Raw genomic sequence first — 26,547 nt, forward strand, 5'->3', positions numbered from 1 at the left:
GCTTCCGAAAATTAAAAATCGAGCAGTTTTTCTTCGAGTTGTTCCGCACTGCTTCGCAGTTTATCGAGAAAACGCAGCTTGCGTACAGTATCCGCTGCCACATCCCACGCCTCGTTATTCAGTTGTTCGACCATCAACTGATGGCGGGTATCAAACAGCACTTTTACCCGCTTGATAAAGCTTTCCAGACGCGCTTCATCTTGCGCCTTTCCTATCTCATCGAGCTCTTCGCGAAGTTCCAGTTGTTCCATCAGGAACGCAGTATCACGCACGGTGTGCTGCTCGCTGGCGAGATCAAAACCGTGAAGCGAAAGGAGATATTCGGCGCGGGTCAACGGATGGCGAAGGGTTTGCCATGCCTGATTGATAGTCGCAGATTGCTGCACCGCTGCAAGCTGTTCAGCTGCGCTGCCGTTGGCGAATTTATCGGGGTGGTACTGGCGCTGTAAATCCTGATACCGGGCAGCCAGGGGTTCTAATGAAAGGGTATAGCTGGCCGGTAACCCGAAGAGGGTAAAATAGTCCATAGCAACCTCAGGGTTAACGAGATAAAGCAAACCCCACTTACGGACGTCCGCAGCGGGGTTTTGATTACATTGCAATTATACGTTAAAGCTTTCGCCGCAGCCGCACTCGTCTTTCACGTTAGGGTTGGTGAACTTAAACCCTTCGTTCAGACCTTCTTTGACGAAGTCCAACTGAGTGCCGTCAAGGAACTGCAGGCTTTTGCCGTCGATCACTACCTTGACACCTTTATCTTCAAACACGGTGTCCTCTGCCGCCGGCTCGTCAACAAATTCCAGCACGTAGGCCATGCCTGAACAGCCCGAGGTGCGAACACCTAAACGCAGGCCAAAGCCTTTGCCACGGTTGGCCAAGAAGGTATTAACTCGCGACGCTGCGCTGTCGCTAAGAGTAATCGACATACAATAACCTCTTAATTATTTCGCTTCACGTTTGCTTTTGTAATCCGCAATCGCGGCTTTAATCGCGTCTTCCGCCAGGATAGAGCAGTGAATTTTCACCGGTGGCAGTTCAAGCTCGTCTGCAATATCGGTATTTTTAATCGCCTGTGCTTCGTCCAGTGATTTCCCTTTCACCCACTCGGTGACCAGGGAGCTGGAGGCAATGGCGGAACCGCAGCCGTAGGTCTTGAAACGCGCGTCTTCAATGATACCTTCATTGTTGACTTTAATCTGCAACTTCATCACGTCGCCGCATGCCGGTGCACCGACCATGCCACTACCGACGCTTTCGTCGCTGTTGTCGAAAGAACCCACGTTACGTGGATTTTCGTAATGATCGATTACTTTTTCGCTGTAAGCCATGATGAATTCTCCTTATTGGTGCCGAATTAGTGATGTGACCATTCAATGCTGTTGATATCCACGCCCTGTTTGAACATTTCCCACAACGGAGAAAGATCGCGCAGACGGCCGATGGAGTTACGAACCAGCTTGATGGTGTAGTCAATCTCTTCTTCGGTAGTGAAACGACCTAAAGAGAAACGAATGGAGCTGTGCGCCAGCTCGTCGGTCATGCCCAGCGCGCGCAGCACATAGGATGGCTCAAGGCTCGCGGAAGTACAGGCTGATCCGGAGGAAACCGCCAGGTCTTTCAGCGCCATAATCAGCGACTCGCCTTCAACGTAGTTAAAGCTGACGTTGAGAATGTTCGGCGCGCCCTGCTCGAGGTCACCGTTTAGGTACACCTCTTCCATGTCTTTCACGCCTTCCCACAGACGGTTACGCAGACCGCGCAGACGGGCCATTTCGGTCTCCATCTCTTCTTTCGCGATACGGTAAGCTTCGCCCATGCCGACGATCTGGTGGACAGGCAGAGTACCGGAACGCATGCCGCGCTCGTGACCGCCGCCGTGCATCTGCGCTTCGATACGGATACGCGGTTTGCGACGCACGTACAGCGCGCCGATGCCTTTCGGGCCGTAAATTTTGTGACCAGAGAAGGACATCAGGTCAACTTTCAGCTGGCTCAGATCGATAGGCAGTTTGCCCACGCTCTGAGTCGCGTCAACGTGATAGATGATACCGCGGGCGCGGCACAGTTCGCCGATGGTCGCGATATCCTGCACCACACCGATTTCGTTGTTAACGTGCATGATGGAGACCAGAATGGTGTCATCACGCATCGCCGCTTCGAGTTCTTTCAGATCGATAATGCCGTTAGGCTGCGGAGCGAGGTAAGTCACTTCAAACCCTTCGCGCTCGAGCTGACGACAGGTGTCCAGTACGGCTTTGTGTTCGGTTTTGCTGGTGATGATGTGCTTGCCTTTTTTCTGATAAAAGTTGGCTGCACCTTTAATCGCCAGGTTGTCGGACTCAGTCGCACCGGAGGTGAAGACGATTTCGCGTGGGTCAGCACCGACCAGCTCGGCAATCTGATTACGGGCGATATCTACCGCCTCTTCAGCATGCCAGCCAAAACGGTGTGAACGGGAGGCCGGGTTACCAAAGTTTCCGTCCAGGGTTAAACACTGCATCATTTTCTCGGCAACACGCGGGTCCACCGGCGTGGTTGCGGAGTAATCGAGATAGATCGGTAATTTCATTGCTCTATAAACTCCGTACATCGCTTCAATGCAATGAACCAGGCTACCGGTTGGATGTACGACCGAGTAGACGGGATATCGAAACATCCCGGCCTGATTCGAAAATCTTTTTTATAATCTTTTCCCCTGCCTGTTTCAGCTTGCAGCCAGGTAGCCGCAAGATGAAACGAAGTGAGGACTACGCGCGCAGTTTAACGTCGATAGCGTCCTGAACACGGGTATTACGCTGGGATTCATGGCTATGCTGACGACCGGAAACATCAAGGATTTCCTGGTTATTCACCAGTTCGCCCAGCGTGATGTTATTCAGAAAACTGGTCAGCCGCTCGCTCAGATCGCGCCACAGCGCGTGAGTGAGGCACTTATCGCCACCCTGGCAGCCGCCTTTACCCTGACAACGAGTGGCGTCAACGGATTCGTCTACTGCGCTGATAACTTCGCCAACCGCGATGCTACCCGCTTCTTTACCTAACAGATAGCCGCCGCCTGGGCCACGGACGCTGGATACCAGGCCGTTTTTACGCAGGCGAGAGAATAACTGTTCCAGATAGGAGAGCGAAATTCCCTGACGCTCTGAAATATCAGCCAACGGAACCGGACCCGATTCAGAGTTGAGCGCAACGTCAAGCATCGCGGTCACGGCATAACGCCCTTTAGATGTCAGTCTCATGTCTTACTTAACCTCAAACTCGCCCCTGCCCGGGCTTTTTATTAATATGGGTATTGCATAGCAAGGGCAAGTCTGACATTCCCGAGTAAATTGGTCAACTATTTACTTGACTGTTTTAGTCAAGTATTTGGCTTTCAGTGCCGTTTTACCTCAGCACGACCAAATGCTCTCACCCCTGCCCTCTCCCACAGGGAGAGGAAGGGAGATTACTCTTTATTCTTTTGCTGCTGCTCAATCGACGCCAGCATCCCGCGCAGGATGTTCAGCTCCTGGCTTTCCGGGCGCGCACGGGTAAACAAACGACGCAGCTTGTTCATCACCTGGCCCGGATGGCTGGCGCGGATAAAACCGGTCGCCAGCAACGTCTGCTCGAGGTGACCGTAGAAGCGCTCTAAATCATCCACCAGCGGGTACGGAGTCTCTTCGTGCTCAACGACGGGTTCGTCTTGTTCCTGCGCCGCCAACCAGGCCATACGCACTTCGTAGGAGATAACCTGCACCGCCATCGCCAGGTTCAGCGAGCTGTATTCCGGGTTCGCCGCAATCGCTACGTGGTAGTGGCATTTCTGTAACTCGTCGTTAGTCAGGCCAACGCGCTCGCAACCAAATACCAGCGCGACTGGCGCATGCTGTGCCTCAGAGACGCTTTTCAGGCCACATTCACGCGGGTCGAGCATCGGCCACGGCAGCGTGCGGGAGCGTGCGCTGGTACCGACCACCAGGCTACAGCCCGCCAGCGCTTCATCAAGGGTATCAACGATGTTTGCGTTGCCAATCACGTCGCTGGCACCGGCCGCAAGGGCGATGGCCTGGGAATCGGGTTTAACAAGCGGGTTGACCAGCCAGAGGTTGGTTAACCCCATGGTTTTCATTGCGCGGGCGACGGAGCCCATATTGCCGGTGTGTGAGGTTTCTACCAGTACGATTCGAATATTTTGCAGCATTATGGTTCTTCGGCTAAAGATTATTCATGCATGCTATCATAAAACGGAGACATAAGCAGATTTCACTGTTACTATATGCGCCGTTTTTTCCCGTTCTTTAACATCCAGTGAGAGAGACCGATGCATCCGATGCTGACCATCGCCGTGCGCGCAGCGCGCAAGGCGGGTAATTTAATTGCCAAACACTACGAAACCCCTGACTCCGTAGAAACCAGCCAGAAAGGCAGCAATGATTTTGTGACTAACGTCGATAAAGCCGCTGAAGCGATTATTATCGAAACCATTCGCAAATCTTACCCGCAGCACACCATCATCACCGAAGAAAGCGGTGAACATGAGGGTGAAGATAAGGATGTTCAATGGGTTATCGATCCACTGGATGGCACCACCAACTTCGTAAAACGTCTGCCACACTTCTCCGTATCCATCGCCGTACGCATTAAAGGCCGTACTGAAGTGGCTGTGGTTTACGATCCAATGCGTAACGAACTGTTTACTGCAACCCGCGGTCAGGGCGCACAGTTGAACGGCTACCGTCTGCGCGGCAGCAGCGCTCGCGATCTGGATGGCACCATCATCGCCACCGGCTTCCCGTTCAAAGCGAAACAGCACGCAACCTCTTACATGAATATCCTCGGCAACATGTTTACTGAATGTGCGGACTTCCGTCGTACCGGTTCCGCGGCTCTGGATCTGGCCTACGTTGCCGCAGGGCGCGTTGATGGCTACTTTGAAATCGCGCTGAAACCGTGGGATTTCGCGGCAGGCGAGCTGATCGCTCGTGAAGCAGGCGCGATCGTTTGCGATTTTACCGGCGGCCATAACTATCTGATGTCCGGCAACATCGTTGCAGGCAACTCGCGCGTCGTAAAAGCCATGCTGGCGAATATGCGCGAACAGCTGAGCGAAGCGCTGAAGCGTTAATTTTTTATCATTGAGTAAAAAGGGAAGCTTTGTGCTTCCCTTTTTTATTATTTCACTAAGCTAGCTACAATCCGCACGGCGGTATTTATCGCCATACACAATATCGCTACGCCGTTAAACAGAGCGAAATGCGCGCGCCATTTCTGACAACCCGCTTCGCCAACCCAATGGCGTATCAGGCAGGCTATCCAGCCTGTCACCAGCCTGGATAATAAAACCCCAACCATCACCGGAACAAATAGTAGCCACCCCAACTGCACATAGTCATTTTCACGTGCGCCATGCAACAGCAATACAATGTGAAATGGCAAATAAAATGCCAGCGCAAAAATAAGCGGCAGTTGGAGATTACTCACCGGAATTTCAGGCGTTTTCACCAGTCGCCAGGCATCGCGAACCAGCATCAGCCCCAACACAAGCGTGGCGAGATAGCAGATATAATTGAAAATTGAGACAAAACGCAGCAGCGTATCGGTGGGCAGGTCGCGCATAAATCCAATGCGCCAGAAAATAATGATCAAGAAGCCGCATTGCAGGATCCAACTGCGTACTATCCAGCTAAAAAAATGTCTGCGCGACGGCTGGTTATGCAGCATCCAGGCGACAATTGGCATCTTACTGTGCCCCGGGTGCAAAAAAGCCAGCACAAAACCGGCAATCAGCAGCTGGCCGTAAACAGCCAGTGGGAGGGTTTCAATGCCGGTTTGTCCTAGCCCGATAAGACGATACAAAGTTGAGTAGATGCGAGGGAGATCGCCAGGCCACCAGCTTGCTAACTCAGGCCAAAAATAGATGATAGTCAAACCAACCAGCAGCCCTGCCGCGGCGGAATGCCAAAGAAAACGCGTGGAAATAGCAGAATGGTTAACGGTCATTATGACTCCTTGTCATGACCCGATTACAAAGCTGAAAACTAAAACATCAGCGGATGGGTAACAATCATCCGCCGATATTTTCAGATTTCAGCCCGGTAAAGTCGATTAAAATGGCCTTAACCCCCGCCCCACCGGCACAGCGCTGCTCCACATCACTACCGCCGCCGCCAGTAATATCACGCCGCCAGCGAGCGCCAGCGTTGCCCAGCCAACCTGCTTCCACAGCGCCGGAGCCTGCCTGGCGCTCAACCTGACCGCCAGTTGACGAAAACCGTGGACCAGCAGCGCCAGAGCGCTAATCGTCAGCGAGGTTCCCGCAGCCATCGCCAGCGCCGCCGCCATCCCCCAGCTAAATACGCCGATGACCTTACTGAACAGCAACACCATAATCGCCCCTGAGCAGGGTCGCATCCCCATCGACAGCACAATCACCAGCCGTGCGCGCCAGTCGTCGCCGCTTTGCATCTGCTCCGGCCCCGGCATATGTTGATGCCCGCATCCGCAGTTAGCATCATGTACATGGTGCGGGGTAAACGCGGTAAATTTCGGTCGTCGCAGCAGCGCCCACAGCTTTTTCAGCGCCCGCCAGCACAGCAGCAATCCCAACGCACCGACCAGCAGGTAGCTCCCCTTCTCTAGCCAGAAGCTACTCTGATGCAACTGCCTTGCCGGAAGCTGTAGCAACGTGAGCACCACCACTACCAGAGCGATAGCGACCATCCCCTGCAACAGTGAAGCCGCCAGGGTCAGGCCAATACTCGATTTCAGCTTCGAGGGATGGGTCGCCAGCCAGGTGGTAATCACCACCTTGCCGTGCCCCGGCCCCAGCGCGTGCAGAATGCCGTAAGCAAAACTAAACCCCAGCAGCGAGAGTCCCGCGGCTGACGGGTTCTCCGCCACCGCTTGCAGCAGACGGCTCAGTTCGAGATTCAATGCCCGCTGCCAGACGGTGCTTTTCAGCAGCACCTCAGGCCAGGCCCGCCATAGCCAAAAGCCCACGCCTGCGGCCAGCAGGATAAAAAGTACCAGCGGCCACAACTGACGCCATCGCGAGGAACGGCCGGTTTGAGCGAAAATTAGTGACATTGCAGCGTTACCTTTTGCGCGAAGTAGTTCCCCAGTTCCATATCTTCCGGCGGCGCATCCGCTTTATCCAGCGACTGGGCATAGGACAGCATTTTTTCATTGGGCTTCGGCGTCATGACTTTCGCCGTGCACGTCGCCTTTATCGCAACTGGCAGGACGAAGTCAGAATCTTTGTCGTAATACATATCAACATAATAAGTGGGATCGTATGTCGAGAAGGTGAAGGTTTGCCCGGCCAGAGGCTGCGGCTTCGCCAACGGCAGAGTGAAGGTAAGCACTGCCTGAAGCCCGCTACGCTCAAGCCCATAGCCGTCCGGGCGATTATCAAACTTGATCCGCTGACCGTTATGCCACAGCTCGCTAAAATAGTGCTGACCCAGCACGTTCGCCATCACTTCCGCCGCCAGCTTTTTCCAGATTTCACTACCGGGTTTGGCATTACCGGCATCGTAAAGCAGGTCAGCGGAGGTGATTTCATCCATCGTCCAGCGCATTTTAAATCCGGTGAGCAGACCGTTTTCCGCCACGGCCTCCGTTTGCAAACTGATGAAACTGTGCGGATGCGCCGCCGCTGATAGCGATAAAAACATGAAAAACGCCGCGCTGACGCATTGTTTCACTCTCTTCATCTGTTCCTCACGTGAAAAATTCTGTGAACCTCGCCAGCAATCCTGATGTAAAGACGCGGGACTGCCCTGCTCACCCTAAATACATTAACTACTCTTAACGAAAACCCTAACTGGAACTAACCGGATGATGACAGTGATTGAACCACCATCTGTGCTTTCCAGTCCACAGCGCCGTAGCCAGGTGCTCCTGATGTTTTATCTGCCAGGGCAAAGCGTGACGCCCGAATGGCTGGGTAGCCTCACTCAGGTTGATGAGGATACCGCCAGGCAGGACATCGCGGAGACAGGACGCGAAATTCAGCGTTATCACCGCTTGACCCTTGCGTCACAGGCGGACGGCAGCTATCGGATGGAAGGTGCCGCGCTCGATCAACGCCTGTGTCTGCTGCAAGGCTTACGCCGCGGGCTGCGCTTATGCCCGCATTTTATTAGCCACCATTTTACCCCGGCATTAAAAACGCAGCTTAAACAGCAGGGTATCGCACGCACGCTGTACGACGACACTAACCTTCAGGCGCTGGTTAACCGCTGCGCACGGACCATGAACCGCCAGTTTGATTGCCGCGATGTGCATTTTCTGCGTCTCTATTTACAGTATTGCCTGCTGCAACACCATCTCGGACAGACGCCCTCTTTTACCCTTGAGCAACAGCGCTGGGCGCAAACCGCCGCCGAGTTCTCTCTCGCCGAAGAGATTGTCCGCCACTGGCAGCGGCGGGTTGCCACCTCACCGCATGCAGGGGAACAGCTGTTTCTGGCCCTGCTGTTTATGCTGCTGAAAACGCCCGACCCGATCCGCGATGGTCATCAGCAGGACCGTCGCCTGCATCTGGCGATCTCGGGATTAATTCATCGCTTCCAGAACCTGGCGGGCCGCCCGTTTAGCGACGAGCAGGGGCTGAGCGATCAACTCTATATCCACCTATCTCAGGCATTACACCGCAGCGTGTTTGCTATCGGCATCGATAACGCGCTACCAGAGGAGATCGGCCGTCTTTATCCACGATTAATGCGCACGACTCAGACTGCGCTGGAAGATTTTGAAGCTACCTGGCAGGTGCATTTTAGCCAGGATGAAGTCGGATTAATCGCGGTAATTTTCGGTGCGTGGCTGATGCAAAAAGGCGACTTGCAGGAGAAACAGGTGGTCCTGCTTACCGATAATGATCCAGGTCTTGAACAGTCGCTGGAGCAACAACTGCGCGAGCTAACCCTGCTACCGCTCAATATTAAATATTTGAGCGTAAGGACTTTTCAGAAGGAGGGCGCGCCGAAAGGGATAACGCTTATCGTCACCCCCTATACCACGGCGCTGCCGCTGTTTTCGCCTCCGCTGTTTCATGCTGAAGAGACGTTCAGCGATCATCAGCGGCAGCAGATTTGCAAAATGCTGGAGGGCTAAGACACTGCTTTTGGCCGTAGCACCAGCGCCGGTAAAGCCACCAGCGCCATGACCCAGAAAACGCCCTGGTGCAGGTGCTGATAAAGGAAACCGGAAAATACCGTCATGACCGCAATGCTGCCGCCCATCGCCACGGCGGAGTAAACCGCTTGCAGACGGATCACTTCGCTACCCTGACGAGCGGCGATATAGCGCATCGCCGCCAGGTGGCACACCGTAAAGGTGCCGCAATGCAGGATTTGCGCGACGATAAGCCACGGCAGCGCCGTGGTCCAGCCCATGAGCGTCCAGCGGATCAGCCCGCACACGGCGGAAAGCAGCAGTAAATCGCGGGCGCTGAAGCGACGGAACACCTTTTTACTTAATGCGAAAATCACCACTTCCGCCACCACGCCCAGCGACCATAAATAGCCCACGGCAGAGGCCGAATACCCCGCCTCCTGCCAGTAGATAGCGCTAAAGCCATAGTAGGCGGCGTGCGCCCCCTGTAACAAACAGACGCAGGCGAGGAAGCGCCAGCTTTGCCGCACCAGCGTGAGCCATGCCGACATTCCCGCAGCTTCCTGCTGGCGGGATTCCCCCTGCGGCTGCACCGAGGGTTTAATCAGCATGCCGAGCAGCATTGAGGCAATACCAAGGCTGAGCATCACCAGAATCATCCGCGAGTCATAAAGGCTGACCAGTTTACCGGTCAGCGCCGAGCCAATCACAAAGGCTATCGACCCCCACAGGCGCACGCGCCCGTAGTCCATCGTTATCTGTTTTTGCCAGGTATTCGCCAGCGCGTCGGTCAGCGGCACCAGCGGTGAGAAAAAGAGGTTAAAACCGACCATCACCACCATCAGCCAGGCCACGTGGTTTCCGGCCCAAAAGGCGATAGCGAAGAGAAGCGTCAGCAGCGCCAGAATGCGCAGCGCCGAAATCAGCCGGGAGGGATCGCTGACCCGTGGCGCAATCAGCAGGCTGCCAAGAAAACGCGCCACCAGCCCGGCGCCAAGCAGCATGCCGATCGTTTCCGGCGTCAGCCCCTGCCCGGAGAGCCAGACGCTCCAGAATGGCAGGAAGATGCCGTAGCTAAAAAAATAGGTGAAATAACTAAGCGCCAGCCAGCGCGTGGAGTGCAAGACCATGATTTCCTCCCGAATGGAGGCGACAGTCTGGCGATAAAGCGGAGCGGGTGCAAGATGAAGTTATCCCTGCCCGTTTCCGGGCAGGTCAGGCTTAAACAGAACGGATTTTCAGCACCATTTTTTGCCGCATGCTTTCACCACGCGAAAGCATAGTCAACTGACCAAAGGCCGGACGATGATGATCGTCTGGCGCATGACTCATTGGCTCAAAACAGAAGAAATCAAACTCATAGCCCTTATCAAATGCTGGATCGGAAACGAAAACAAAATAACAGGGTGCAGGAGGCTCCGTCGTCATAGAGAGCTGATAGCCAAGCCCTGGCTGTTGGATTATCGCTACACCATCCCAACCAGAGAAGCCATTATTCACCCAATGCCCAGGTAACGGCGCGGGCTGATTGAAATCCAGTGCCTGCGGCAAACTCTCCTGATACTCCCCGGTTAGCCAGCCTTCTCTCTCAAGCCAGTAGCCGGTGGTATGCGCCTGTACCCGAGTTTCCGGCGACAGCGGAAAATAAGGGTGCCAACCGAGACCAAACGGCAACGCATCGCCATCATTAGTCACTACCAATTCCACCTCAACCCCGCATCCGCTTAAGGTAAAGATCTGCTGCACAGTGTAATGATAGATGCCCTGGCGGTGGACATACTCTAACTTAAGCTGTACGGGAGACTGCTCAACGCAGCGCCAGATATTCAGCCAGCCGTCACCGTGAAGGTAATGACTGTCCCATTCAACGTTGGGCCGTAGCTGATGCTCTCCTGCTGGCGATTGAAACCGATTACCGCTCACACGATTACCAAACGGTACCAGCGGGAAGCATGAAGACTCCACCGCCACACCGCTCTTCAGGCCCGGGCGCAGCACAGGGATCATTTTCCCCTGATGCTGCCACCATAGCCCTTCAATCGCGCCACCTTGATCCGCAATCTGAAGTTTCAGTTCGCCATTATCCAGAGTAAAAAACGTCATCTGGTCTCCTTAATCTGGAAAGTTAATCACCACTTTGCCGCATTTACCGCTCGCCATCAGCGCATAGGCTTCCCCCGCCTGCTCAAGAGAAAAACGATGAGTAATGGCGCTATGTGGCCACAGCTTCCAGTCGGTCAGGTCGCGGGCACATTTTTCCATATGGAACAGGCTGGTCACCCAGGAACCGATAATGCGTCGCTGGTGGTGCATCAGATCGGCGCTAACTTCAAACTCAACCTTTCCGGTTTCCCCGATATAAACCACCCTTCCCCAGTCCGCCGTAGACTGCAATGCCAACAAACGACCTGCCGCATTACCAGAACAATCCAGCGCGACATCCGCCCCGCCGTGAGTCAGCTCGGCAATCAGCGCCGGAAGGTTCTCCGTTGTCGCCAGGAAACCATTGTCCATCGCACCCAGTTGCTTTGCCGTCGCCAGACGATCCGGTAGCATGTCCACGCCAATCACGCGTTTCGCACCGCGGCCTTTTGCCAGCATCATAGCCATCATGCCAACAGGCCCTAACCCGACAACCAGCACGTTGTCGCTTCCGGAAACTTCACCGCGCAGAATACCTTCGTACGCCGTCCCCACGCCGCAGCTAATAAACGCGCCGTCTTCATAGCTCAACGCATCCGGCAGATGAATCAGGTCTTTTTCTTCCGCCAACAAATATTCCGCGTGTCCACCATCGCGCTGCCAACCATAGGCTGCTTTGCCTTCTCCGGTACAGGAGATAGGAAAACCACGGCGACAGTTGGAGCAGAAACCACAACCGGAAATATGGTAAACCAGCACCCGGTCACCCGCTTTAAAGTGGCGGCACCCTGCACCCGTCTCAACAATTTGCCCGCAAGGCTCATGGCCATTAATAAACCCCTGATACAGCGGTTTGTCCGGCGCTGCAGCGGTGCCACGATGCTGATGATAAATATAATGGACATCGCTACCGCAAATTCCTGAAGACTTCATTTTAATCAGGACCTGGTTAATCCCCGGCGTGGGTACAGGAACTTCCCGAAGTTCAACGGTTGAGTTTCCTGGTAAATAAGCAGCCAACATTGTTTTCATAATTCCCTCTATACAAATTAATGTTTAAGTTTACTGTTGCGTTGGGTCAGCAATATATTTGCCAGGACAGCCACCACAATAATTAATCCGCGAACGACCTGCTGGAAGAATGAGTTAATCCCCAGAAGCACTAATCCATTGCCAATAAGAGTGATAACCAGCACGCCTAATAAAGTGCCGAATAGCGAACCACGCCCGCCGGACAGTGCGGTTCCGCCGACCACCACTGCGGCAATAACGTCAAACTCCAGACCGTTTGCTGCACCCGCATTACCCGAGCCAAGCCGCGCCGCCAGGAGAATACCGGTAATCGCAGCCAGCAAGCCTGAAAGTGTAAAAATCAAAATACGCACTCGCTTGACGTTAATCCCGCAGAGTTGCGCTGCAGTAGCGTTGCCGCCAGTGGCAAAAACAGAGCGGCCAAAAGCGGTCTTACGACTGATAAAGACAAAGAGAACAAACAGAATCAGCATAATTAATGCCGATATTGGGATGCCAAAGAGCTGCCCGCCAAGCCAGTCCAGTACTTCATTTTCATCGATGGGGACCGGCAGCGCGTTGGTCATGAACAATCCCATGCCACGCAATGCGCTCCATAAACCTAACGTCGCGACAAAACTGGGAACACTGAATACGCCGCGCAAAACCCCGGCGAGCGTGCCCAACACAGCGCCCAGTATTAACACCAGCAGGCAGGCAATGCTAAGCGGTACCTGAAACTGCAGCAGGTAAGCCAGACAGACAGAGGTAAACGCCACCATTGGACCGACGCTGACATCTATCTCGCCAGAGATAATAATGAGCGTCATGGCCCATGCAGCAATACCAATCGTCGCGGCATCGCGCAGCACGTTCATTTGATTGTTTAAAGAAATAAAGCCCGGTGCGTTAAAAGAAAAGACCAGATATAAAATAGCAATCACCACCAGCAGACCAATTTCATTAATATGGCGGCTGATGAACTGCTTGGGTGTGGCATTTTTGCCTTGCGGCAGCGTTAATGATGAGGCAGACATCTTTTAATTCCTCAATAAACGTAATGACTAATGCGTGGATAAAATTGCCGACATTAATTCATCGACATTTACAGGGGCTAAAAGCTCGCGGGTAAACTCGCCGTTTTGCAGCAGCAAAATACGATCGCAGACTAAAGGCAGCTCTTCTATTTCACTGGAAATGAATATGACGCTTTTACCTTCGGCGGCCAGTTCCCGCACGATACGGTATATCTGCTGCTTGGCTTCGATATCGACTCCGCGCGTCGGCTCATCAAGTAGCAAAATTTCGCTTCCGGCGTAAACCCAGCGACCGATCACTACTTTTTGCTGATTGCCGCCCGATAACGTCCCGATTGCGGTCTCGGTATTTGCGGCTTTGACCGTCATGCGACTCATGACTGCCGCGGTTAACTCCTGAATCCGCTGCCAGTTCAATACGCCACGTCGACTCACTTTATGTCGGTTGGTCATCACCGTATTTTCATCCACGCCCAGTAGCGGAACAATCCCTGCTTCCTTACGGTTTTCCGGGGTATAGCCCACGCCGCTCTTGAGCATCGCGGTATATTGCGGGTGTGGAATGTTGGCACCATTCAGCGTGATTTTTCCATCAGCAAACGTTTCTAAGCCGATGATAGCTTTGAGTAACTCACTACGACCCGAGCCCAGCAGCCCGGCAATACCCAGCACTTCACCGCGGTGCAATGTAAAATTGATATTGTGAAGCTTGGGCGGATGACACAACTGAGCAACCTGTAAAACCGGGATTGTCAGCGGTTCTTCAGATTTAACCAGAGGAAGATCGACATGCTCCCTTCCCAGCATCAGCGAGACGATTTCCTGCGTTGTCGTACTCTCCAGCGTGACATCGCCAGCAACCTGACCATCGCGCATAATCGTGGCGCATGAAGCGATGCGGCGGATCTCCTCCATCCGATGACTGACATAAACCACGGCAACGCCCAGCGCAGACATGCGCTTCACCGCGTTGATCACCAATTCGACCTCCGCATTCGCCAGTGAACTGGTCGGCTCATCAAGAATGACGACCTGCGGCTGACCTTTCATCACGCGAGCAATTTCAACAAGCTGCTTTTGCGCCGGGCTAAGCGTGTCGACCAGCGCATCCGCTGGGACATCAACACCGAGCGCCGCCAACGCTTCCCTGGCCTGGCGGGCCATGATGCCCTGGTCAATCATGCCATTACGGCGCGGCCACTGGCCAAGGCAGAGATTCTCCGCCACGGTCAGCCCCTCAACCAAGCTCAGCTCCTGATATACGGCTCTGACCCCTAACTCTGCTGCGCGCCGCGTCAGCATTGCATCGTTACCCTCAAGCCGGGTTCCGTTCAACCAAATTTCGCCGCTATCCGGGCTTTCACTACCGGTCAACATGCGGATTAAAGTGGATTTTCCTGCGCCATTCTTTCCCAATAGCGCCCGAACCTCACCTTTTGAGAGCGTAAAATCAACGTTATCCAGCGCCACAACGCCGGGGTAACGCTTATTGCCTCCAACGATCTTCGCAACCGGCGTCGACGTTTTTTCTATTACCGTCATGACATCTCTACCTCAGTTAGCAGACAGGGGTGATCAAGGCAGACCATCAACATGTGTAGCCAGCCACTGCTTACCGTCTTCAGATTTAGCGTAGGTATCGATATCTACTGGAATGATTTTATTGGCTGGCGGGGTTTTGTTAATGACATTCATGGTTTGCGCAAAAACGGCATTGCCCATTTTCTTGCCGGAAATATCCACGACGACTTTCAGCACCTGATAGCTTTGCAGCTCCTGAGCAATCTCCGTCGTCATATCAGAGCCAAACACGGCGATCTTACCCACTTTACCCTGATTACGAACCGCTTTGACGGCCCCCAGCGTCGCACCGCCAGACTCACCCATAATGGCGTCGAGGTCAGACGTGGAGATAATCAATTTCTCGCCAACTGAGATGGCTTTATCAAGAACGGTGCCTTCCTGATTCGCGACGATCTGCATATCCGGAACGCGTGCCTTCAGTGCGGCTTCAAAGCCTTTTCGCCGCTGTACACATACTTCAAATGCTTCACAGTTGATGACCGCAATTTTCGGCGCACTGACTTTATTGGCAATGAAATAATCGGCTGCGGCATCACCGAGTTTTTTGCCGAACTCTAGCGGATCGCCGACCAAATAGGCAGAGACATATTTATCTACGCCTTTCTCATTGATGCAGGTGTTGTAGCAAATCACCGGAATACCGGCCTCATTAGCTCGGCGAACTGCACGGCTACTGCCATTTTCTGAGACAGCGGAAAGAATAATGGCGTCTACGCTACGCGCAACCAGCGTATCGATAAACGAACTCTCTTTAGAGATATCGCCCTGGGCATTGGTTTCTATCAGCTGGATTTTCGCTTCAGCGCTTTTTGCGGAATCCTGCACACCCTGCCGGACGCCAGCATAATAGCCCTGCGTATCAAGGTAGATAGCCCCAACGGTGATATCTTTTTCTGCGCTATAGCTGGGTGATGAAATACTCAACAGCGTTAACAGTAAACATGAAAAAAATGAGACTGCCTTATTTTTAGACATACGTGCCTCCTGTAGGGTCAGGTATTTATTGTTGTTTGGCTTCTGCGATAAATGGGCATAACGCAGAACGATTTCACATATTCTAAACATCTCGAGGAAAGCGGCGGGTCAGGCCGCTCAAAGATTACAGTAAACACTCTTTAGTTAATGAGGTGCAGCACAAATGGCATTGTCTGTCGGAACAACGCTGCTTTTGCCCAAGCTGGATTCAGCATTTCTAGTTCGGAAAGCGCCTGTTCGTATTGCAATCCCCCCCCTAATCCTGCCGTTGCCAGAGTGCGCACAAACAAACATTTCTCCTGATGTTGTTTTTGGATATCGGCATATAACGCCAGCAGGTCCGGCTGGGATACCGCGAAGAAATCGGCCTCGATTTGCGCCGTTTCCATATGCTGAGCCCACTGCAACATTTCAGTGAAAAGCTGCTCGCTGGCCAGACTATCGCCAAGCATCCGCAGCGCTACGCCTTGCCAGAAGAGATAGTCCACAGGCTGATCGTTGTAATAGCTATGAATATTGATCGCCCGATCGCCAAACACCGCCTTGTGGAAGCATTCGACAGCGCGGTCTTCTCTACCCTGCTGTCTGGCACAAACCCCCAGCCAAAACCAGATATCGTTATCGGTCTGTCCCGGTAGTCGCCCTTCGCTAAGGTTATCCGGATAGTGCAGTGCCGATAACAGCAGCGCTTCTGCCTGCTGCGGTTGCTGCTGGTGAATATGCTGCCAGGCACGCAATAGTTGGTTGATAACAAACTGGCTGGTCACTTTTCCTTCACCGCCTTCCCAGGGGTGAAATTTACGCGAGGAGAGCACGCAGGCCGCCTGCTCAGTTTTCCCGGCGAGATGCCAGAGATGCAGTAGCTCCGCAGTTAAATCATCACGTTTCAAAGCCGTTGCGAGATGGGCTTCCAGCCGGGAAAGACGTTTTTCCGGCTCCGTCGCGGTCAACTTATCCAGCAGATCGCGTTCAAAGAGCAAACGAGCATCTTCCGGTTGCTGAGCGCAGGCTTTATCCAGATACGTCGCCGCTAGATCAGCATTACCTTGCTTATTCCATGCATGAATTGCCAGCCCTCGCCATGCATCGGCAAAATCAGGAGCCATTTCAACGCAGCGATGCCATAGACGAGTCGCTTTCTCATAGTTACGGCGACTATAGTGGAAGCAGGCGAGCAGGTGCTGAGCAAAATAGCACTCGGTTATATTCTCCAGCGCCGCCACTTCCACCAGCAAATTGGGGAAACGCACGAAGTCAGGAAATACCTCGCGAGCGCGGTTTATTAGCGCAGAGCGCTCATCCCCCTCGCTCAGGCTGGCTTGTAAATAGAGAGGCAGCGTTTTCTGACAGTTAAGCCTGGCCAGCACGACCTTTGCCCGATCGACCATTCCCCAACTCAGCAATAATCCGGCGGTTTGCAGGGCGTTAATGTCCCGCGACTGGCATACGGCTGACCATCGCGCCATATCCGTTTCGGCCCCTGATATCACTGCGTTTAGCCACCACAGGGTCGGATTTAGCGGATAATCACGCAGCAGTTTCCCGACGTGCTGCTGCGCCTCGCGGCGACGGCCCGTGAGATGCAGTAACAAGGTTTCCAGAGACAGCACGTCCTGGTTGGTCGGGCACGCCAGCAGGCTTTGCCGACAAAAACTCAACGCATCGTCATAACGCTCGTTTCGTGTAGCCAGCCTGGCAAGCCCGTAATATCCACCCGCTTTGCTGTTGCCGCTCCACACCGCGCGCCAAAAATCCTCTTGCGCATCGTGCCACTGCTGTAGACGCTCTCCGGCACTGGCGCGGATCATGCTAGCCTGCCCACACTGAGGGTTTTTATTCAATTGATGGGCGCGCGCCAGCGCCCGAGTCGCATAATCGATTGTTCGTGGGTAGTCTGCGCGATTATATTCCAGCATCGCCAGCGCCAGGTTGCAGCGATAATCCTGTGGATCCAGTTCAATGCCGCGAAGGTAATAGTCGAAAGGTGAACGGCTGGCGTGGTGATACTGCTCCAGGTGCTGACCAATAAACCACGCCTCATCGACGCTGTTTATCTCTCCCGCGCTTAACGGCGTTATCGCCACTTCCGGTAACGGTAACTCCTGCGGTTGATGTTCCTGATAACGCAATACGCACTTGCCATGACTATCAAGCAATTCCACCGTCAGGCGAGCAGGCTCGATACCGGCTAGCGCGCCCTGAACGGCGGTACATGGCGTCAGCTCAATCATTTCATCCAGCAGCGGCTGCGGATTGCCCTCTTCACGAAGGGTAAGGCGATGTGCGCTAAGAGGAGAAATAGCATAGACGCCCCATGCAATGCCGCCATCTTCTCGTTGCAGCTTAATCACCGCATCACGCGAAGCGTTCTGCACCATACCCAGTGAATGATAAGGCAGGAAATATTGCTCGAAGCGTTTTTCTTCAAACGGATCGAGCCAGGTAAAGTCAGGCTGGTTGTCGGCAAAAATACCGGTCATCAGTTCGATATATGGCCCGTTCTCATCGGTCAGATTTTTATCCCACGCCTGGCCGAATTCGCTATAGCCCCAGCTCCACTGCTTTTTCCCCGGCGCAATGTGATGATCCGCAACGTGCAGCAGCCCGCCATTTTCATCGTGGCACCAGGCGCCGACAAAATCGTACTCTGATTTTTCAGCCATGTAGGAGGTCGGGACCGGGACGTTCTTATAGCGTGAGATATCGACGCCAGCCGAGTAGTCCACCTTGTAATAAGTGCCGGTGGCGATCGGGAAGGCTGAAACCGCACGTTTGCCGTGATCGAATACCGCAGTCACATCCGGCGGGAATACGCTTTGATGCCCGTCGCCGCCTTTTACAGCCGGATTCGCCCACCATAAGAAATGGCGCGGGGTAGCATTGTTGTTGTAGACCCGGCTGCCAATTTCCAGCGCCGCACGCTCCGGGCGCAGCGTAAATCCGGTCATTACCTGCAGCCCATGCATCGGCTCTGTCTCGCCAACCCAAACGGTTTTTGAGCCATCATCATTTTCGCTAATCGTAAAATCTATCGGCATATAGGTGGTGGGACGGTGGTGCTGCGGCCAGTTAAACTCAATTCCGCCGGAGATCCATGGGCCAAGCAAGCCAACCAATGCGGGCTTGATGACATCATTGTGATAAACGAAATCGCGCTGTCTGACCTTATCCCATGCACGGTGTACGCGCCCCCCTAACTGGGGCAGGATCATGATCTTGATATAGTCGTTTTCCAGCCATACAGCCTGCCAGGCCTTTAGCGTTTTATCCTCGCTCAGCGTATCCGTTACACCATAGGGATACACTGCCCCGGAAGACCCTTGATAAACCCGGTTCTCCAGAAACATGGGGTGAGTATCCTGCGCCCCTGTTTCATAGGTTGGAATCTGTACCGTTTCCTGCCAAACGTTTACTGAACTCATAATGCCCTCAAAGTTAACAAGACATACTGAAGTGAAATAATGGGAGCAGTTTAATGGACAGAATCACGGCTTTTACGCACAATAATCACGCAATTTAGTTAACAAGGTTTAGTTTATGAAAGCCTGTATTAACAATCAGCAGATTCGTCATTACAACAAGGGCGTACTACTGGAATATCTGTACCGCAAGAAACGGGCTAGTAAATCGACACTCGCACGGCTGGCGCAAATCTCTATCCCGGCGGTCAGTAATATTCTCCAGGAGCTGGAGGAGGAAGGACGTGTCGTTAACGTCCAGGACGATCGTCTGTCGCGCGGGCACAGCAGCGGTGCCTGGCTTATCGCACCCGATGGCGACTGGACCTTGTGCATGAACGTCACGCCAACCAGCATCGAGTGCCAGCTTGGTAACGCCTGCCTGAGTGCAAAAGGTGATGTTGAATACCATGCCATTGAAGCCCCTACCCCCCAGGCATTGTTGGCTGCCATTGAGAAATGCTGGCATCAGTTCCGTAAGCATTGGCCAAATCGCAAAATCAACCTGGCGCTGGCGGTTCATGGACAGGTTGATGCGGGAACGGGAGTCTCACAAACGATGCCGCAGGCTCCCTGGAAGCAGCCCGTGGAGATGAAATATCTACTGGAAGAAAAGCTCAATGTGCGCGTCATGGTCGATAACGACTGCGTGATGCTGGCGCTGGCGGAGAAATGGCAAAATGACGGGCAGTATCGGGATTTTTGCGTGATCAACGTTGATTACGGTATTGGCTCCTCATTCGTTATCAACGACCAGGTCTGGCGCGGTAGCCTTTACGGCAGCGGACAAATCGGCCACACGATTATCAATCCTGATGGTGTGGCCTGCGACTGCGGGCGATACGGCTGCCTGGAGACCGTGGCTTCCCTTAGCGCATTGAAAAAGCAGGCAAGGATGTGGCTTAAAACACAGCCCAACCTCGCGGATAATCCGGAAGCGCTCACCATCGATGCTTTAATTGAAAAATGGCAGCAGGGTGATTCCCGGCTGCATACATGGGTTGAGGACTCGGCAAATGCCATCGGGCTTAGCCTCTACAACTTTCTCAATATATTAAATATAAACAATATCTTATTGTACGGTCGCAGCTGCGGCTTTGGCGAGAAGTGGCTAAATACCATCATCAAACAAACCGGTTTCAATCCGTTTGATCACCGTGATGCCCCGCGAACCCGCGCTACCCAAATCGGCTTTGGCAAGCTGACCCGCGCTCAGCAGCTGATGGGGATCGGTTATCTGTACGTTGAGGAGCAGTTACAAACGCTGCGTTAATCGCGAGCGGCGCGTGGCGGAGCGCAAAATTGTGTATTACGTTTAAATCACACGTCTCTCATAACGAGCTGATTATGAACACACTACGCTATTTTGATTTTGGCTCTTCCCGCTCCCTGCTGCTGTTGATTGCCCGTATCGCGGTAGTGGTTCTGTTTATTCTTTTTGGCTACCCAAAACTGCTGGGCTTTAGCGGTACGGTGCAATATATGGCTTCATCCGGCGCGCCGATGCCGACGCTGGCGGCGATTATTGCCATCATAATGGAAGTCCCGGCGGCCATTTTGATTGTGCTGGGCTTTTTCACCCGCCCGCTGGCGGTGCTGTTTATTTTTTATACCCTGGGCACGGCGGTTATCGGTCATCACTACTGGGATATGTCCGGCGATGCGGTACTGCCGAATATGATTAACTTCTGGAAAAACGTCAGTATTGCCGGAGCCTTCCTGCTACTGGCGATAACCGGACCCGGGGCTATTTCGCTCGATCGGCGTTAATCCGCCAGACGCAAAAAAGGCCGCAATCGCGGCCTTTTATTCGCTTTAAATAACAGAGCGTTATGCGTAAACCGGGAAGCGTGCGCAGATATCCAGCACTTTACCCTTCACGCGCTCAATGACCGCTTCGTCATTGATGTTGTCCAGCACGTCGCACATCCAGCCGGCCAGTTCTTTCACTTCCGCTTCTTTAAAGCCGCGACGAGTGACCGCCGGAGAACCGATGCGGATACCGGACGTCACGAACGGACTTTTCGGATCGTTCGGTACGCTGTTTTTGTTGACGGTGATGTTGGCACGACCCAGCGCCGCGTCAGCTTCTTTACCGGTCAGGTTTTTGTCGACCAAATCCAGCAGGAACAGGTGGTTTTCAGTACCGCCGGAAACCACTTTGTAGCCACGGTTCAGGAACACTTCCACCATCGCTTTGGCGTTTTTCGCAACCTGCTGCTGGTAGACTTTGAACTCTGGTTCCATCGCTTCTTTCAGCGCCACGGCTTTCGCCGCGATAACGTGCATCAACGGGCCGCCCTGAGCGCTTGGGAATACGGCTGAGTTCAGTTTTTTGTACAGCTCTTCGCTACCGCCTTTCGCCAGGATCAGGCCGCCGCGCGGACCCGCCAGGGTTTTGTGGGTAGTCGTGGTGACAACGTGAGCGTGCGGAACCGGGTTCGGGTAAACGTCAGCAGCAATAAGACCGGCAACGTGGGCCATATCAACGAACAGATATGCGCCGATGCTGTCAGCGATTTCACGCATTTTTGCCCAGTCAACCACACCAGAGTAAGCAGAGAAGCCACCGATAATCATCTTCGGTTTGTGGGTCTGCGCCTGCTTCGCCATGTCTTCATAGTCAATTTTACCGGACTCATCGATACCGTAAGGGATGATGTTGTACAGTTTACCGGAGAAGTTAACCGGGGAGCCGTGAGTCAGGTGACCACCCTGCGCCAGGTTCATACCCAGAACGGTATCGCCCGGTTGCAGCAGCGCGGTGTAGACCGCGAAGTTAGCCTGAGAACCGGAGTGCGGCTGAACGTTAGCGTAGTCGGCGCCGAACAGCTCTTTTGCGCGGTCGATAGCCAGTTGCTCAACGATATCAACGTATTCGCAGCCGCCGTAGTAGCGCTTGCCCGGATATCCTTCAGCGTATTTGTTGGTCAGCTGAGAACCCTGTGCCTGCATGACGCGCGGGCTGGTGTAGTTCTCGGAGGCGATCAGTTCGATGTGCTCTTCCTGACGTACTTTTTCCTGCTCCATAGCCTGCCACAGTTCGGCATCATAATCGGCAATGTTCATTTCACGCTTTAACATCCGCATCTCCTGACTCAGCTAACGATAAAATTTCTGCCTAAAAAGGCGGTCCAATCGGACAACGGCCCACAGTATAACTGAATCATTCTGTGATAACAGGTCTTGACAAATGATTTTACGCAAACGATTGGCTCCGCATTACACAAGGCTTTGAGCAATAACGCTCCTGAGATTATCAACGGATTTCTTTTCAGGTTTGTGATGCAAATAATTCATGTTGTAACCACCTTACGGCAAAGTGTTAAAGAACCATTTACAAAGCAGGGGTATTTTTATAAGATGCATGTAAAATACATTATTAAGATGACTCATATAAGGAAGCTGCTATGCTCGACGCTCAAACCATCGCAACGGTGAAAGCCACCATTCCCCTGCTGGTTGAAACCGGTCCAAAGCTGACCGCCCATTTTTACGATCGCATGTTTACGCATAACCCTGAACTCAAAGAAATTTTCAACATGAGTAACCAGCGCAATGGCGATCAGCGTGAAGCGCTGTTTAACGCGATTGCCGCCTATGCCAGTAATCTTGAGAACCTGCCCGCCCTGCTGCCAGCGGTCGAGAAAATTGCTCAAAAGCATACCAGCTTCCAGATCCAACCAGAGCAGTACAACATTGTCGGTACTCATCTGCTGGCCACCCTGGACGAAATGTTCAGTCCGGGCCAGGAAGTACTGGACGCCTGGGGCAAAGCTTACGGCGTGCTGGCCAACGTCTTTATCAATCGTGAAGCGCAAATCTACAGCGAAAGCGCCAGCAAAGCCGGCGGCTGGGAAGGGACTCGTGCGTTCCGCATCGTGAAGAAAACCCCGCGCAGCGCACTCATCACCAGCTTTGAATTTGAACCTGTCGACGGCGGTGCGGTGGCTGAATATCATCCAGGTCAGTATCTGGCGGTCTGGCTGAAGCCGGAAGGTTTTCCGCATCAGGAAATCCGTCAGTACTCCCTGACCCGCAAGCCTGATGGCAAGGGTTACCGCATTGCGGTGAAACGTGAAGATGGCGGTCAGGTGTCGAGCTGGCTGCATAACTCAGCCAAAGAAGGGGATGTGATTTATCTGGCGGCACCAGCAGGTGATTTCTTCCTCAACGTCGCCCCGCAAACGCCAGTCACGCTGATCTCCGGCGGCGTCGGCCAAACGCCGATGCTGGCGATGCTGGATGTTCTGGCGAAAGCGCAGCATCCGGCGCAGGTTAACTGGTTCCATGCGGCAGAAAACGGCGACGTTCACGCCTTTGCTGACGAGGTAAAAGCGCTGGGGGCAAGCCTGCCGAAGTTTGCTTCTCACGTCTGGTACCGCAGTCCGAACGAAGCAGACCGCCAGGCGGCACAGTTTAATAGCGAAGGTTTGATGGATTTATCGGTACTGGCCAACAAGCTCAGCGACCCGCAGATGCAGTTTTATCTGTGCGGCCCGGTGGCGTTTATGCAGTTTGCCGCGAAGCAGTTGGTTGAGCTGGGCGTAAACAGCGAGAACATTCATTACGAGTGCTTCGGCCCGCATAAGGTGCTGTAACCGGAGCGACGGATACAGGCGACCCGGGAAATGACCGGGCCGCCATCTAGTTTGTCCGATTAAATCGCTTCGTCGTCTTCTTCACCGGTACGAATACGAATCACGCGCGCAACGTCAAAGACAAAGATTTTGCCATCGCCAATTTTGCCCGTCTGGGCCGTGCGGATAATGGTATCGACGCAGGTATCGACGATGTCATCGGTAACAACAATTTCGATTTTCACTTTCGGCAGAAAATCCACCATGTACTCCGCGCCGCGATACAGCTCGGTGTGCCCCTTCTGACGGCCAAAGCCTTTCACTTCTGTTACCGTCATCCCGGTGATGCCGACTTCGGCCAGCGCTTCACGCACGTCATCCAGTTTGAATGGTTTAATAATCGCATCAATCTTTTTCATGGTTTTCCTGTCTTAGAGCCTATCCCATTAAGGCTATTTTACTTGCCATTTTGAACCTGGGCAGTGCTCAAAATCCTCACGTACTACGTGTACGCTCCGGTTTTTCCGCGCTGTCCGTGTTCAAACTGCCTGCGACAATAACGCCTACTGGGATAGGCTCTTAATCGCGTAACCGGTTGCTAACCGTATCATAACTTGCGTCATCTTGCGGAGCTACTCTTTAAAGTCGTTGGCTTCAAGCTCGTGGCGCGACAGCAGCTTATAAAACTCGGTACGGTTGCGCCCCGCCATCCGAGCCGCATGCGTGACGTTGCCTTTGGTGATTTGCAGCAGCTTGCGCAGGTAGTTCAGCTCAAACTGATTACGCGCCTCGACAAACGTCGGCAGAGCGGTATTTTCCCCCTCCAGCGCCTGCTCCACCAGCGCATCGCTGATCACCGGCGAGGAAGTCAGCGCCACGCACTGCTCAATCACGTTCACCAGTTGGCGTACGTTCCCTGGCCATTTAGCGGCCATCAGCCGCTTCATTGCATCCGTGGAGAAAGCGCGAACAAACGGTTTATGGCGATCGGCAGACTGGCGCAGCAGATGATTAGCCAGCAGCGGGATATCTTCAGTACGATCGGCCAGCGGGGGAATTTTCAGATTCACCACGTTCAGACGATAAAACAGATCTTCACGAAACTCACCGCGGGCCATCGCTTTCGGCAGATCGCGGTGGGTAGCGGAGATAATCCGCACATCAATATCAATATCGCGATTGCTGCCCAGCGGGCGTACTTTGCGCTCCTGCAGGACGCGCAACAGTTTCACCTGTAGCGCCACCGGCATATCGCCTATCTCATCAAGAAACAGCGTGCCGCCTTCGGCTGCCTGAAATAAACCTTCGCGATTGCTAACCGCACCGGTAAAAGCACCTCGCGCGTGGCCGAATAGCTCCGACTCCAGCAACTGTTCGGGTAACGCGCCGCAGTTAATGGCGATAAAGGGTTTGTCACGGCGCGGGCTGGCGTTATGGATTGCCTGAGCAACAATCTCCTTCCCGGTACCGCTTTGCCCATTGATCAGTACGCTCACGTCCGACTGCGCCACCATTCCGGCCTGCTCCAGCAGCCGCTCCATCAGCGGGCTGCGGGTAACAATCGCCTGGCGCCAGCGTTCATCGGTTGTCGGCGCGCTTTGCTCCAGCGCGTCATCGATGGCCTTATACAGGGCGTCTTTATCCACCGGTTTGGTCAAAAAGCTAAATACGCCCTGCTGCGTCGCAGCAACAGCATCCGGAATGGAGCCATGCGCGGTCAGGATAATCACCGGCATTCCCGGCTGTACCTTCTGGATTTCGCTGAACAGCTGTAAACCATCCATCTCATCCATCCGCAGATCGCTGACCACCAGATCGACTTTGTCACGCCCCAGAATGCGCAGCGCCTCCGGGCCGCTTTCGGCAGTGACCACACGATACCCTTCGCTGATAAGACGCATCCCGAGAAGCTTCAACAAGCCCGGATCGTCGTCTACGAGCAGCAGATGGGCGGGTTTACGGATCGTCATGAATCACCTCCGGGACTTTCTCGCTGCCGTGCCCGGCATCAGAACTGAAATTGCCTCCAGGCTTACGGCTGGAGAGCTGGCGCTCAATATCGGTGAGGTTTTCCAGCTTACGAGTGGTGAGCTCAAGCTGGCTGCGTAACTCCAGCGCCTGCTGGTGCAGCGCCTCAAGCTCGGCATCGCTGGATTGCTGCAATTTGGCGTAGCGGGAACGCTCATCAACCAATTGAAGCTGTCGGCCCTGGCCTTCGCGCCAGAGCTGATAAAGCGGGCGTACCTGCACGGCGATTTGCGGGCTGAAAGTATCCAGACTATTCACCAGCGCCCGGCGTTCATCTGGCGTAATTTTGGCATCCGCCAGCAAAATACCGCGCTTAAAAGCATCCTGCCAGCTGTCATCATTATGCAGCTTAGCTTCCGCACGCGCCTGCGCCGGGGCCAGACGATCTGCACAATCGATCCCCCGCAACCAGTAGAGCGGGTTTTTATCGCTGGTCTCGTTTTGCAGATCCCAGATGTCGGCGCACTCTACCGAGAGAAAATCGGCGACCTGATGCTGCGGCAGCGCGGAGAGCGTTTTACCATCCGCGGCCTGTGGTGATGTGGAGGCGGAACATCCCGCCAGCGCCAGGCAAGAAATACCTGACAGCAGCCATCCCCTAAGAGGACGGACAAATGCGAAGAAGTGGGACAT

25 protein-coding genes are annotated in these 26,547 nt (G+C 53.8%); 5 read left to right on the top strand and 20 right to left on the bottom strand.

The genetic code is table 11. From position 1 onward, the window contains the following. Positions 1-11: 11 nt before the first annotated feature. The 6 genes from hscB to trmJ form a co-directional block, all read right to left on the bottom strand. Entirely contained in the window at positions 12-527 is a 516-nt protein-coding gene (gene hscB / locus QVF11_RS20910) for a co-chaperone HscB (protein WP_112215457.1), read from the bottom strand. Positions 528-602: 75 nt separating this feature from the next. Continuing rightward, the gene (gene iscA, locus QVF11_RS20915; RefSeq protein ID WP_110272092.1) at positions 603-926 is read right to left on the bottom strand and encodes an iron-sulfur cluster assembly protein IscA; all 324 of its coding nucleotides are present in this window, start codon (positions 924-926) and stop codon (positions 603-605) included. Positions 927-941: 15 nt separating this feature from the next. After that, positions 942-1,328 (bottom strand): Fe-S cluster assembly scaffold IscU, encoded by a 387-nt coding sequence (gene iscU / locus QVF11_RS20920; RefSeq protein WP_005120408.1) that lies wholly within the window; start codon positions 1,326-1,328, stop codon positions 942-944. A 26-nt stretch (positions 1,329-1,354) separates the two neighbouring features. Continuing rightward, complete coding sequence (iscS, locus tag QVF11_RS20925) at positions 1,355-2,569, bottom strand: cysteine desulfurase (RefSeq protein ID WP_112215456.1); 1,215 nt, start codon at positions 2,567-2,569, stop codon at positions 1,355-1,357. Positions 2,570-2,747: 178 nt separating this feature from the next. Beyond that, complete coding sequence (iscR, locus tag QVF11_RS20930; RefSeq protein WP_112215455.1) at positions 2,748-3,239, bottom strand: Fe-S cluster assembly transcriptional regulator IscR; 492 nt, start codon at positions 3,237-3,239, stop codon at positions 2,748-2,750. Between the two features lie 206 nt (positions 3,240-3,445). Beyond that, entirely contained in the window at positions 3,446-4,183 is a 738-nt protein-coding gene (gene trmJ, locus QVF11_RS20935; protein ID WP_287858989.1) for a tRNA (cytosine(32)/uridine(32)-2'-O)-methyltransferase TrmJ, read from the bottom strand. Positions 4,184-4,303: 120 nt separating this feature from the next. Here trmJ and suhB point away from each other — a divergent pair, with 120 nt between their 5' ends. Continuing rightward, entirely contained in the window at positions 4,304-5,107 is an 804-nt protein-coding gene (gene suhB, locus QVF11_RS20940) for an inositol-1-monophosphatase (protein ID WP_287858990.1), read from the top strand. A gap of 47 nt (positions 5,108-5,154) precedes the next feature. Here suhB and QVF11_RS20945 read toward each other — a convergent pair whose 3' ends face one another. The 3 genes from QVF11_RS20945 to QVF11_RS20955 all read right to left on the bottom strand — a co-directional run bounded on the left by QVF11_RS20945 (position 5,155) and on the right by QVF11_RS20955 (position 7,697). Beyond that, positions 5,155-5,982, bottom strand: a complete 828-nt coding sequence (locus tag QVF11_RS20945; protein WP_287858992.1) for a hypothetical protein — start codon at positions 5,980-5,982, stop codon at positions 5,155-5,157. 105 nt (positions 5,983-6,087) lie between these two features. Then, positions 6,088-7,068, bottom strand: coding sequence for a nickel/cobalt transporter (locus QVF11_RS20950; protein WP_287858994.1), 981 nt, complete (start codon positions 7,066-7,068; stop codon positions 6,088-6,090). Continuing rightward, a complete protein-coding gene (locus QVF11_RS20955) occupies positions 7,059-7,697 on the bottom strand; it encodes a DUF1007 family protein (protein ID WP_112215451.1) in 639 nt (212 codons plus the stop codon). The genes QVF11_RS20950 and QVF11_RS20955 overlap by 10 nt, the downstream gene beginning before the upstream one ends. Before the next feature lie 124 nt (positions 7,698-7,821). Between QVF11_RS20955 and csiE the strand changes: the two genes are divergently transcribed. Then, positions 7,822-9,099 carry a stationary phase inducible protein CsiE gene (gene csiE, locus QVF11_RS20960; protein ID WP_287858996.1) on the top strand — a complete coding sequence of 426 codons (1,278 nt, stop codon included), beginning with the start codon at positions 7,822-7,824 and terminating at the stop codon, positions 9,097-9,099. On the opposite strand, the gene QVF11_RS20965 is transcribed toward csiE, so the two are convergent. From QVF11_RS20965 to QVF11_RS20995, 7 genes are all read right to left on the bottom strand, one after another. Next, positions 9,096-10,229, bottom strand: a complete 1,134-nt coding sequence (locus tag QVF11_RS20965) for a 3-phenylpropionate MFS transporter (RefSeq protein WP_287858998.1) — start codon at positions 10,227-10,229, stop codon at positions 9,096-9,098. The two genes, csiE and QVF11_RS20965, sit on opposite strands and share 4 nt — an antisense overlap. Before the next feature lie 91 nt (positions 10,230-10,320). Beyond that, on the bottom strand, positions 10,321-11,202 hold the full coding sequence (locus QVF11_RS20970; protein WP_287858999.1) for an aldose 1-epimerase: 882 nt from the start codon (positions 11,200-11,202) through the stop codon (positions 10,321-10,323). A 9-nt stretch (positions 11,203-11,211) separates the two neighbouring features. After that, a complete protein-coding gene (locus tag QVF11_RS20975) occupies positions 11,212-12,273 on the bottom strand; it encodes a zinc-dependent alcohol dehydrogenase family protein (RefSeq protein WP_287859001.1) in 1,062 nt (353 codons plus the stop codon). Positions 12,274-12,290: 17 nt separating this feature from the next. Next, the gene (locus tag QVF11_RS20980) at positions 12,291-13,289 is read right to left on the bottom strand and encodes an ABC transporter permease (RefSeq protein ID WP_287859003.1); all 999 of its coding nucleotides are present in this window, start codon (positions 13,287-13,289) and stop codon (positions 12,291-12,293) included. Between the two features lie 27 nt (positions 13,290-13,316). Continuing rightward, the gene (locus QVF11_RS20985; RefSeq protein WP_287859005.1) at positions 13,317-14,831 is read right to left on the bottom strand and encodes a sugar ABC transporter ATP-binding protein; all 1,515 of its coding nucleotides are present in this window, start codon (positions 14,829-14,831) and stop codon (positions 13,317-13,319) included. Positions 14,832-14,864: 33 nt separating this feature from the next. Beyond that, positions 14,865-15,848 carry a substrate-binding domain-containing protein gene (locus QVF11_RS20990; protein ID WP_287859006.1) on the bottom strand — a complete coding sequence of 328 codons (984 nt, stop codon included), beginning with the start codon at positions 15,846-15,848 and terminating at the stop codon, positions 14,865-14,867. Positions 15,849-15,988: 140 nt separating this feature from the next. Then, complete coding sequence (locus QVF11_RS20995) at positions 15,989-19,270, bottom strand: DUF5107 domain-containing protein (protein WP_287859008.1); 3,282 nt, start codon at positions 19,268-19,270, stop codon at positions 15,989-15,991. A gap of 115 nt (positions 19,271-19,385) precedes the next feature. Between QVF11_RS20995 and QVF11_RS21000 the strand changes: the two genes are divergently transcribed. Continuing rightward, positions 19,386-20,579, top strand: a complete 1,194-nt coding sequence (locus QVF11_RS21000; protein ID WP_287859010.1) for an ROK family transcriptional regulator — start codon at positions 19,386-19,388, stop codon at positions 20,577-20,579. Positions 20,580-20,653: 74 nt separating this feature from the next. Next, the gene (locus tag QVF11_RS21005) at positions 20,654-21,076 is read left to right on the top strand and encodes a DoxX family protein (RefSeq protein WP_112215502.1); all 423 of its coding nucleotides are present in this window, start codon (positions 20,654-20,656) and stop codon (positions 21,074-21,076) included. Between the two features lie 60 nt (positions 21,077-21,136). Here QVF11_RS21005 and glyA read toward each other — a convergent pair whose 3' ends face one another. Next, positions 21,137-22,390: a serine hydroxymethyltransferase gene (glyA, locus tag QVF11_RS21010; protein WP_112215441.1), complete on the bottom strand. Its 1,254-nt coding sequence runs from the start codon at positions 22,388-22,390 to the stop codon at positions 21,137-21,139. Positions 22,391-22,716: 326 nt separating this feature from the next. Between glyA and hmpA the strand changes: the two genes are divergently transcribed. Beyond that, entirely contained in the window at positions 22,717-23,907 is a 1,191-nt protein-coding gene (hmpA, locus tag QVF11_RS21015; RefSeq protein WP_287859012.1) for an NO-inducible flavohemoprotein, read from the top strand. A 59-nt stretch (positions 23,908-23,966) separates the two neighbouring features. Here hmpA and glnB read toward each other — a convergent pair whose 3' ends face one another. The 3 genes from glnB to qseG all read right to left on the bottom strand — a co-directional run bounded on the left by glnB (position 23,967) and on the right by qseG (position 26,547). Then, positions 23,967-24,305 (bottom strand): nitrogen regulatory protein P-II, encoded by a 339-nt coding sequence (gene glnB / locus QVF11_RS21020; protein ID WP_041146740.1) that lies wholly within the window; start codon positions 24,303-24,305, stop codon positions 23,967-23,969. 213 nt (positions 24,306-24,518) lie between these two features. After that, positions 24,519-25,856 carry a two-component system response regulator GlrR gene (glrR, locus tag QVF11_RS21025; protein ID WP_112215439.1) on the bottom strand — a complete coding sequence of 446 codons (1,338 nt, stop codon included), beginning with the start codon at positions 25,854-25,856 and terminating at the stop codon, positions 24,519-24,521. Further along, positions 25,843-26,547, bottom strand: a complete 705-nt coding sequence (qseG, locus tag QVF11_RS21030; RefSeq protein WP_112215438.1) for a two-component system QseEF-associated lipoprotein QseG — start codon at positions 26,545-26,547, stop codon at positions 25,843-25,845. The genes glrR and qseG overlap by 14 nt, the downstream gene beginning before the upstream one ends.

The organism is Klebsiella sp., assembly GCF_027492335.1.
GTDB lineage: Bacteria > Pseudomonadota > Gammaproteobacteria > Enterobacterales > Enterobacteriaceae > Klebsiella > Klebsiella huaxiensis.

Bases quoted from the DNA above. Each gene is read 5' to 3' on its own strand.
- hscB (WP_112215457.1), bottom strand. From the start codon at position 527: ATGGACTATTTTACCCTCTTCGGGTTACCGGCCAGCTATACCCTTTCA.
- iscA (WP_110272092.1), bottom strand. From the start codon at position 926: ATGTCGATTACTCTTAGCGACAGCGCAGCGTCGCGAGTTAATACCTTC.
- iscU (WP_005120408.1), bottom strand. From the start codon at position 1,328: ATGGCTTACAGCGAAAAAGTAATCGATCATTACGAAAATCCACGTAAC.
- iscS (WP_112215456.1), bottom strand. From the start codon at position 2,569: ATGAAATTACCGATCTATCTCGATTACTCCGCAACCACGCCGGTGGAC.
- iscR (WP_112215455.1), bottom strand. From the start codon at position 3,239: ATGAGACTGACATCTAAAGGGCGTTATGCCGTGACCGCGATGCTTGAC.
- trmJ (WP_287858989.1), bottom strand. From the start codon at position 4,183: ATGCTGCAAAATATTCGAATCGTACTGGTAGAAACCTCACACACCGGC.
- suhB (WP_287858990.1), top strand. From the start codon at position 4,304: ATGCATCCGATGCTGACCATCGCCGTGCGCGCAGCGCGCAAGGCGGGT.
- QVF11_RS20945 (WP_287858992.1), bottom strand. From the start codon at position 5,982: ATGACCGTTAACCATTCTGCTATTTCCACGCGTTTTCTTTGGCATTCC.
- QVF11_RS20950 (WP_287858994.1), bottom strand. From the start codon at position 7,068: ATGTCACTAATTTTCGCTCAAACCGGCCGTTCCTCGCGATGGCGTCAG.
- QVF11_RS20955 (WP_112215451.1), bottom strand. From the start codon at position 7,697: ATGAAGAGAGTGAAACAATGCGTCAGCGCGGCGTTTTTCATGTTTTTA.
- csiE (WP_287858996.1), top strand. From the start codon at position 7,822: ATGATGACAGTGATTGAACCACCATCTGTGCTTTCCAGTCCACAGCGC.
- QVF11_RS20965 (WP_287858998.1), bottom strand. From the start codon at position 10,229: ATGGTCTTGCACTCCACGCGCTGGCTGGCGCTTAGTTATTTCACCTAT.
- QVF11_RS20970 (WP_287858999.1), bottom strand. From the start codon at position 11,202: ATGACGTTTTTTACTCTGGATAATGGCGAACTGAAACTTCAGATTGCG.
- QVF11_RS20975 (WP_287859001.1), bottom strand. From the start codon at position 12,273: ATGAAAACAATGTTGGCTGCTTATTTACCAGGAAACTCAACCGTTGAA.
- QVF11_RS20980 (WP_287859003.1), bottom strand. From the start codon at position 13,289: ATGTCTGCCTCATCATTAACGCTGCCGCAAGGCAAAAATGCCACACCC.
- QVF11_RS20985 (WP_287859005.1), bottom strand. From the start codon at position 14,831: ATGACGGTAATAGAAAAAACGTCGACGCCGGTTGCGAAGATCGTTGGA.
- QVF11_RS20990 (WP_287859006.1), bottom strand. From the start codon at position 15,848: ATGTCTAAAAATAAGGCAGTCTCATTTTTTTCATGTTTACTGTTAACG.
- QVF11_RS20995 (WP_287859008.1), bottom strand. From the start codon at position 19,270: ATGAGTTCAGTAAACGTTTGGCAGGAAACGGTACAGATTCCAACCTAT.
- QVF11_RS21000 (WP_287859010.1), top strand. From the start codon at position 19,386: ATGAAAGCCTGTATTAACAATCAGCAGATTCGTCATTACAACAAGGGC.
- QVF11_RS21005 (WP_112215502.1), top strand. From the start codon at position 20,654: ATGAACACACTACGCTATTTTGATTTTGGCTCTTCCCGCTCCCTGCTG.
- glyA (WP_112215441.1), bottom strand. From the start codon at position 22,390: ATGTTAAAGCGTGAAATGAACATTGCCGATTATGATGCCGAACTGTGG.
- hmpA (WP_287859012.1), top strand. From the start codon at position 22,717: ATGCTCGACGCTCAAACCATCGCAACGGTGAAAGCCACCATTCCCCTG.
- glnB (WP_041146740.1), bottom strand. From the start codon at position 24,305: ATGAAAAAGATTGATGCGATTATTAAACCATTCAAACTGGATGACGTG.
- glrR (WP_112215439.1), bottom strand. From the start codon at position 25,856: ATGACGATCCGTAAACCCGCCCATCTGCTGCTCGTAGACGACGATCCG.
- qseG (WP_112215438.1), bottom strand. From the start codon at position 26,547: ATGTCCCACTTCTTCGCATTTGTCCGTCCTCTTAGGGGATGGCTGCTG.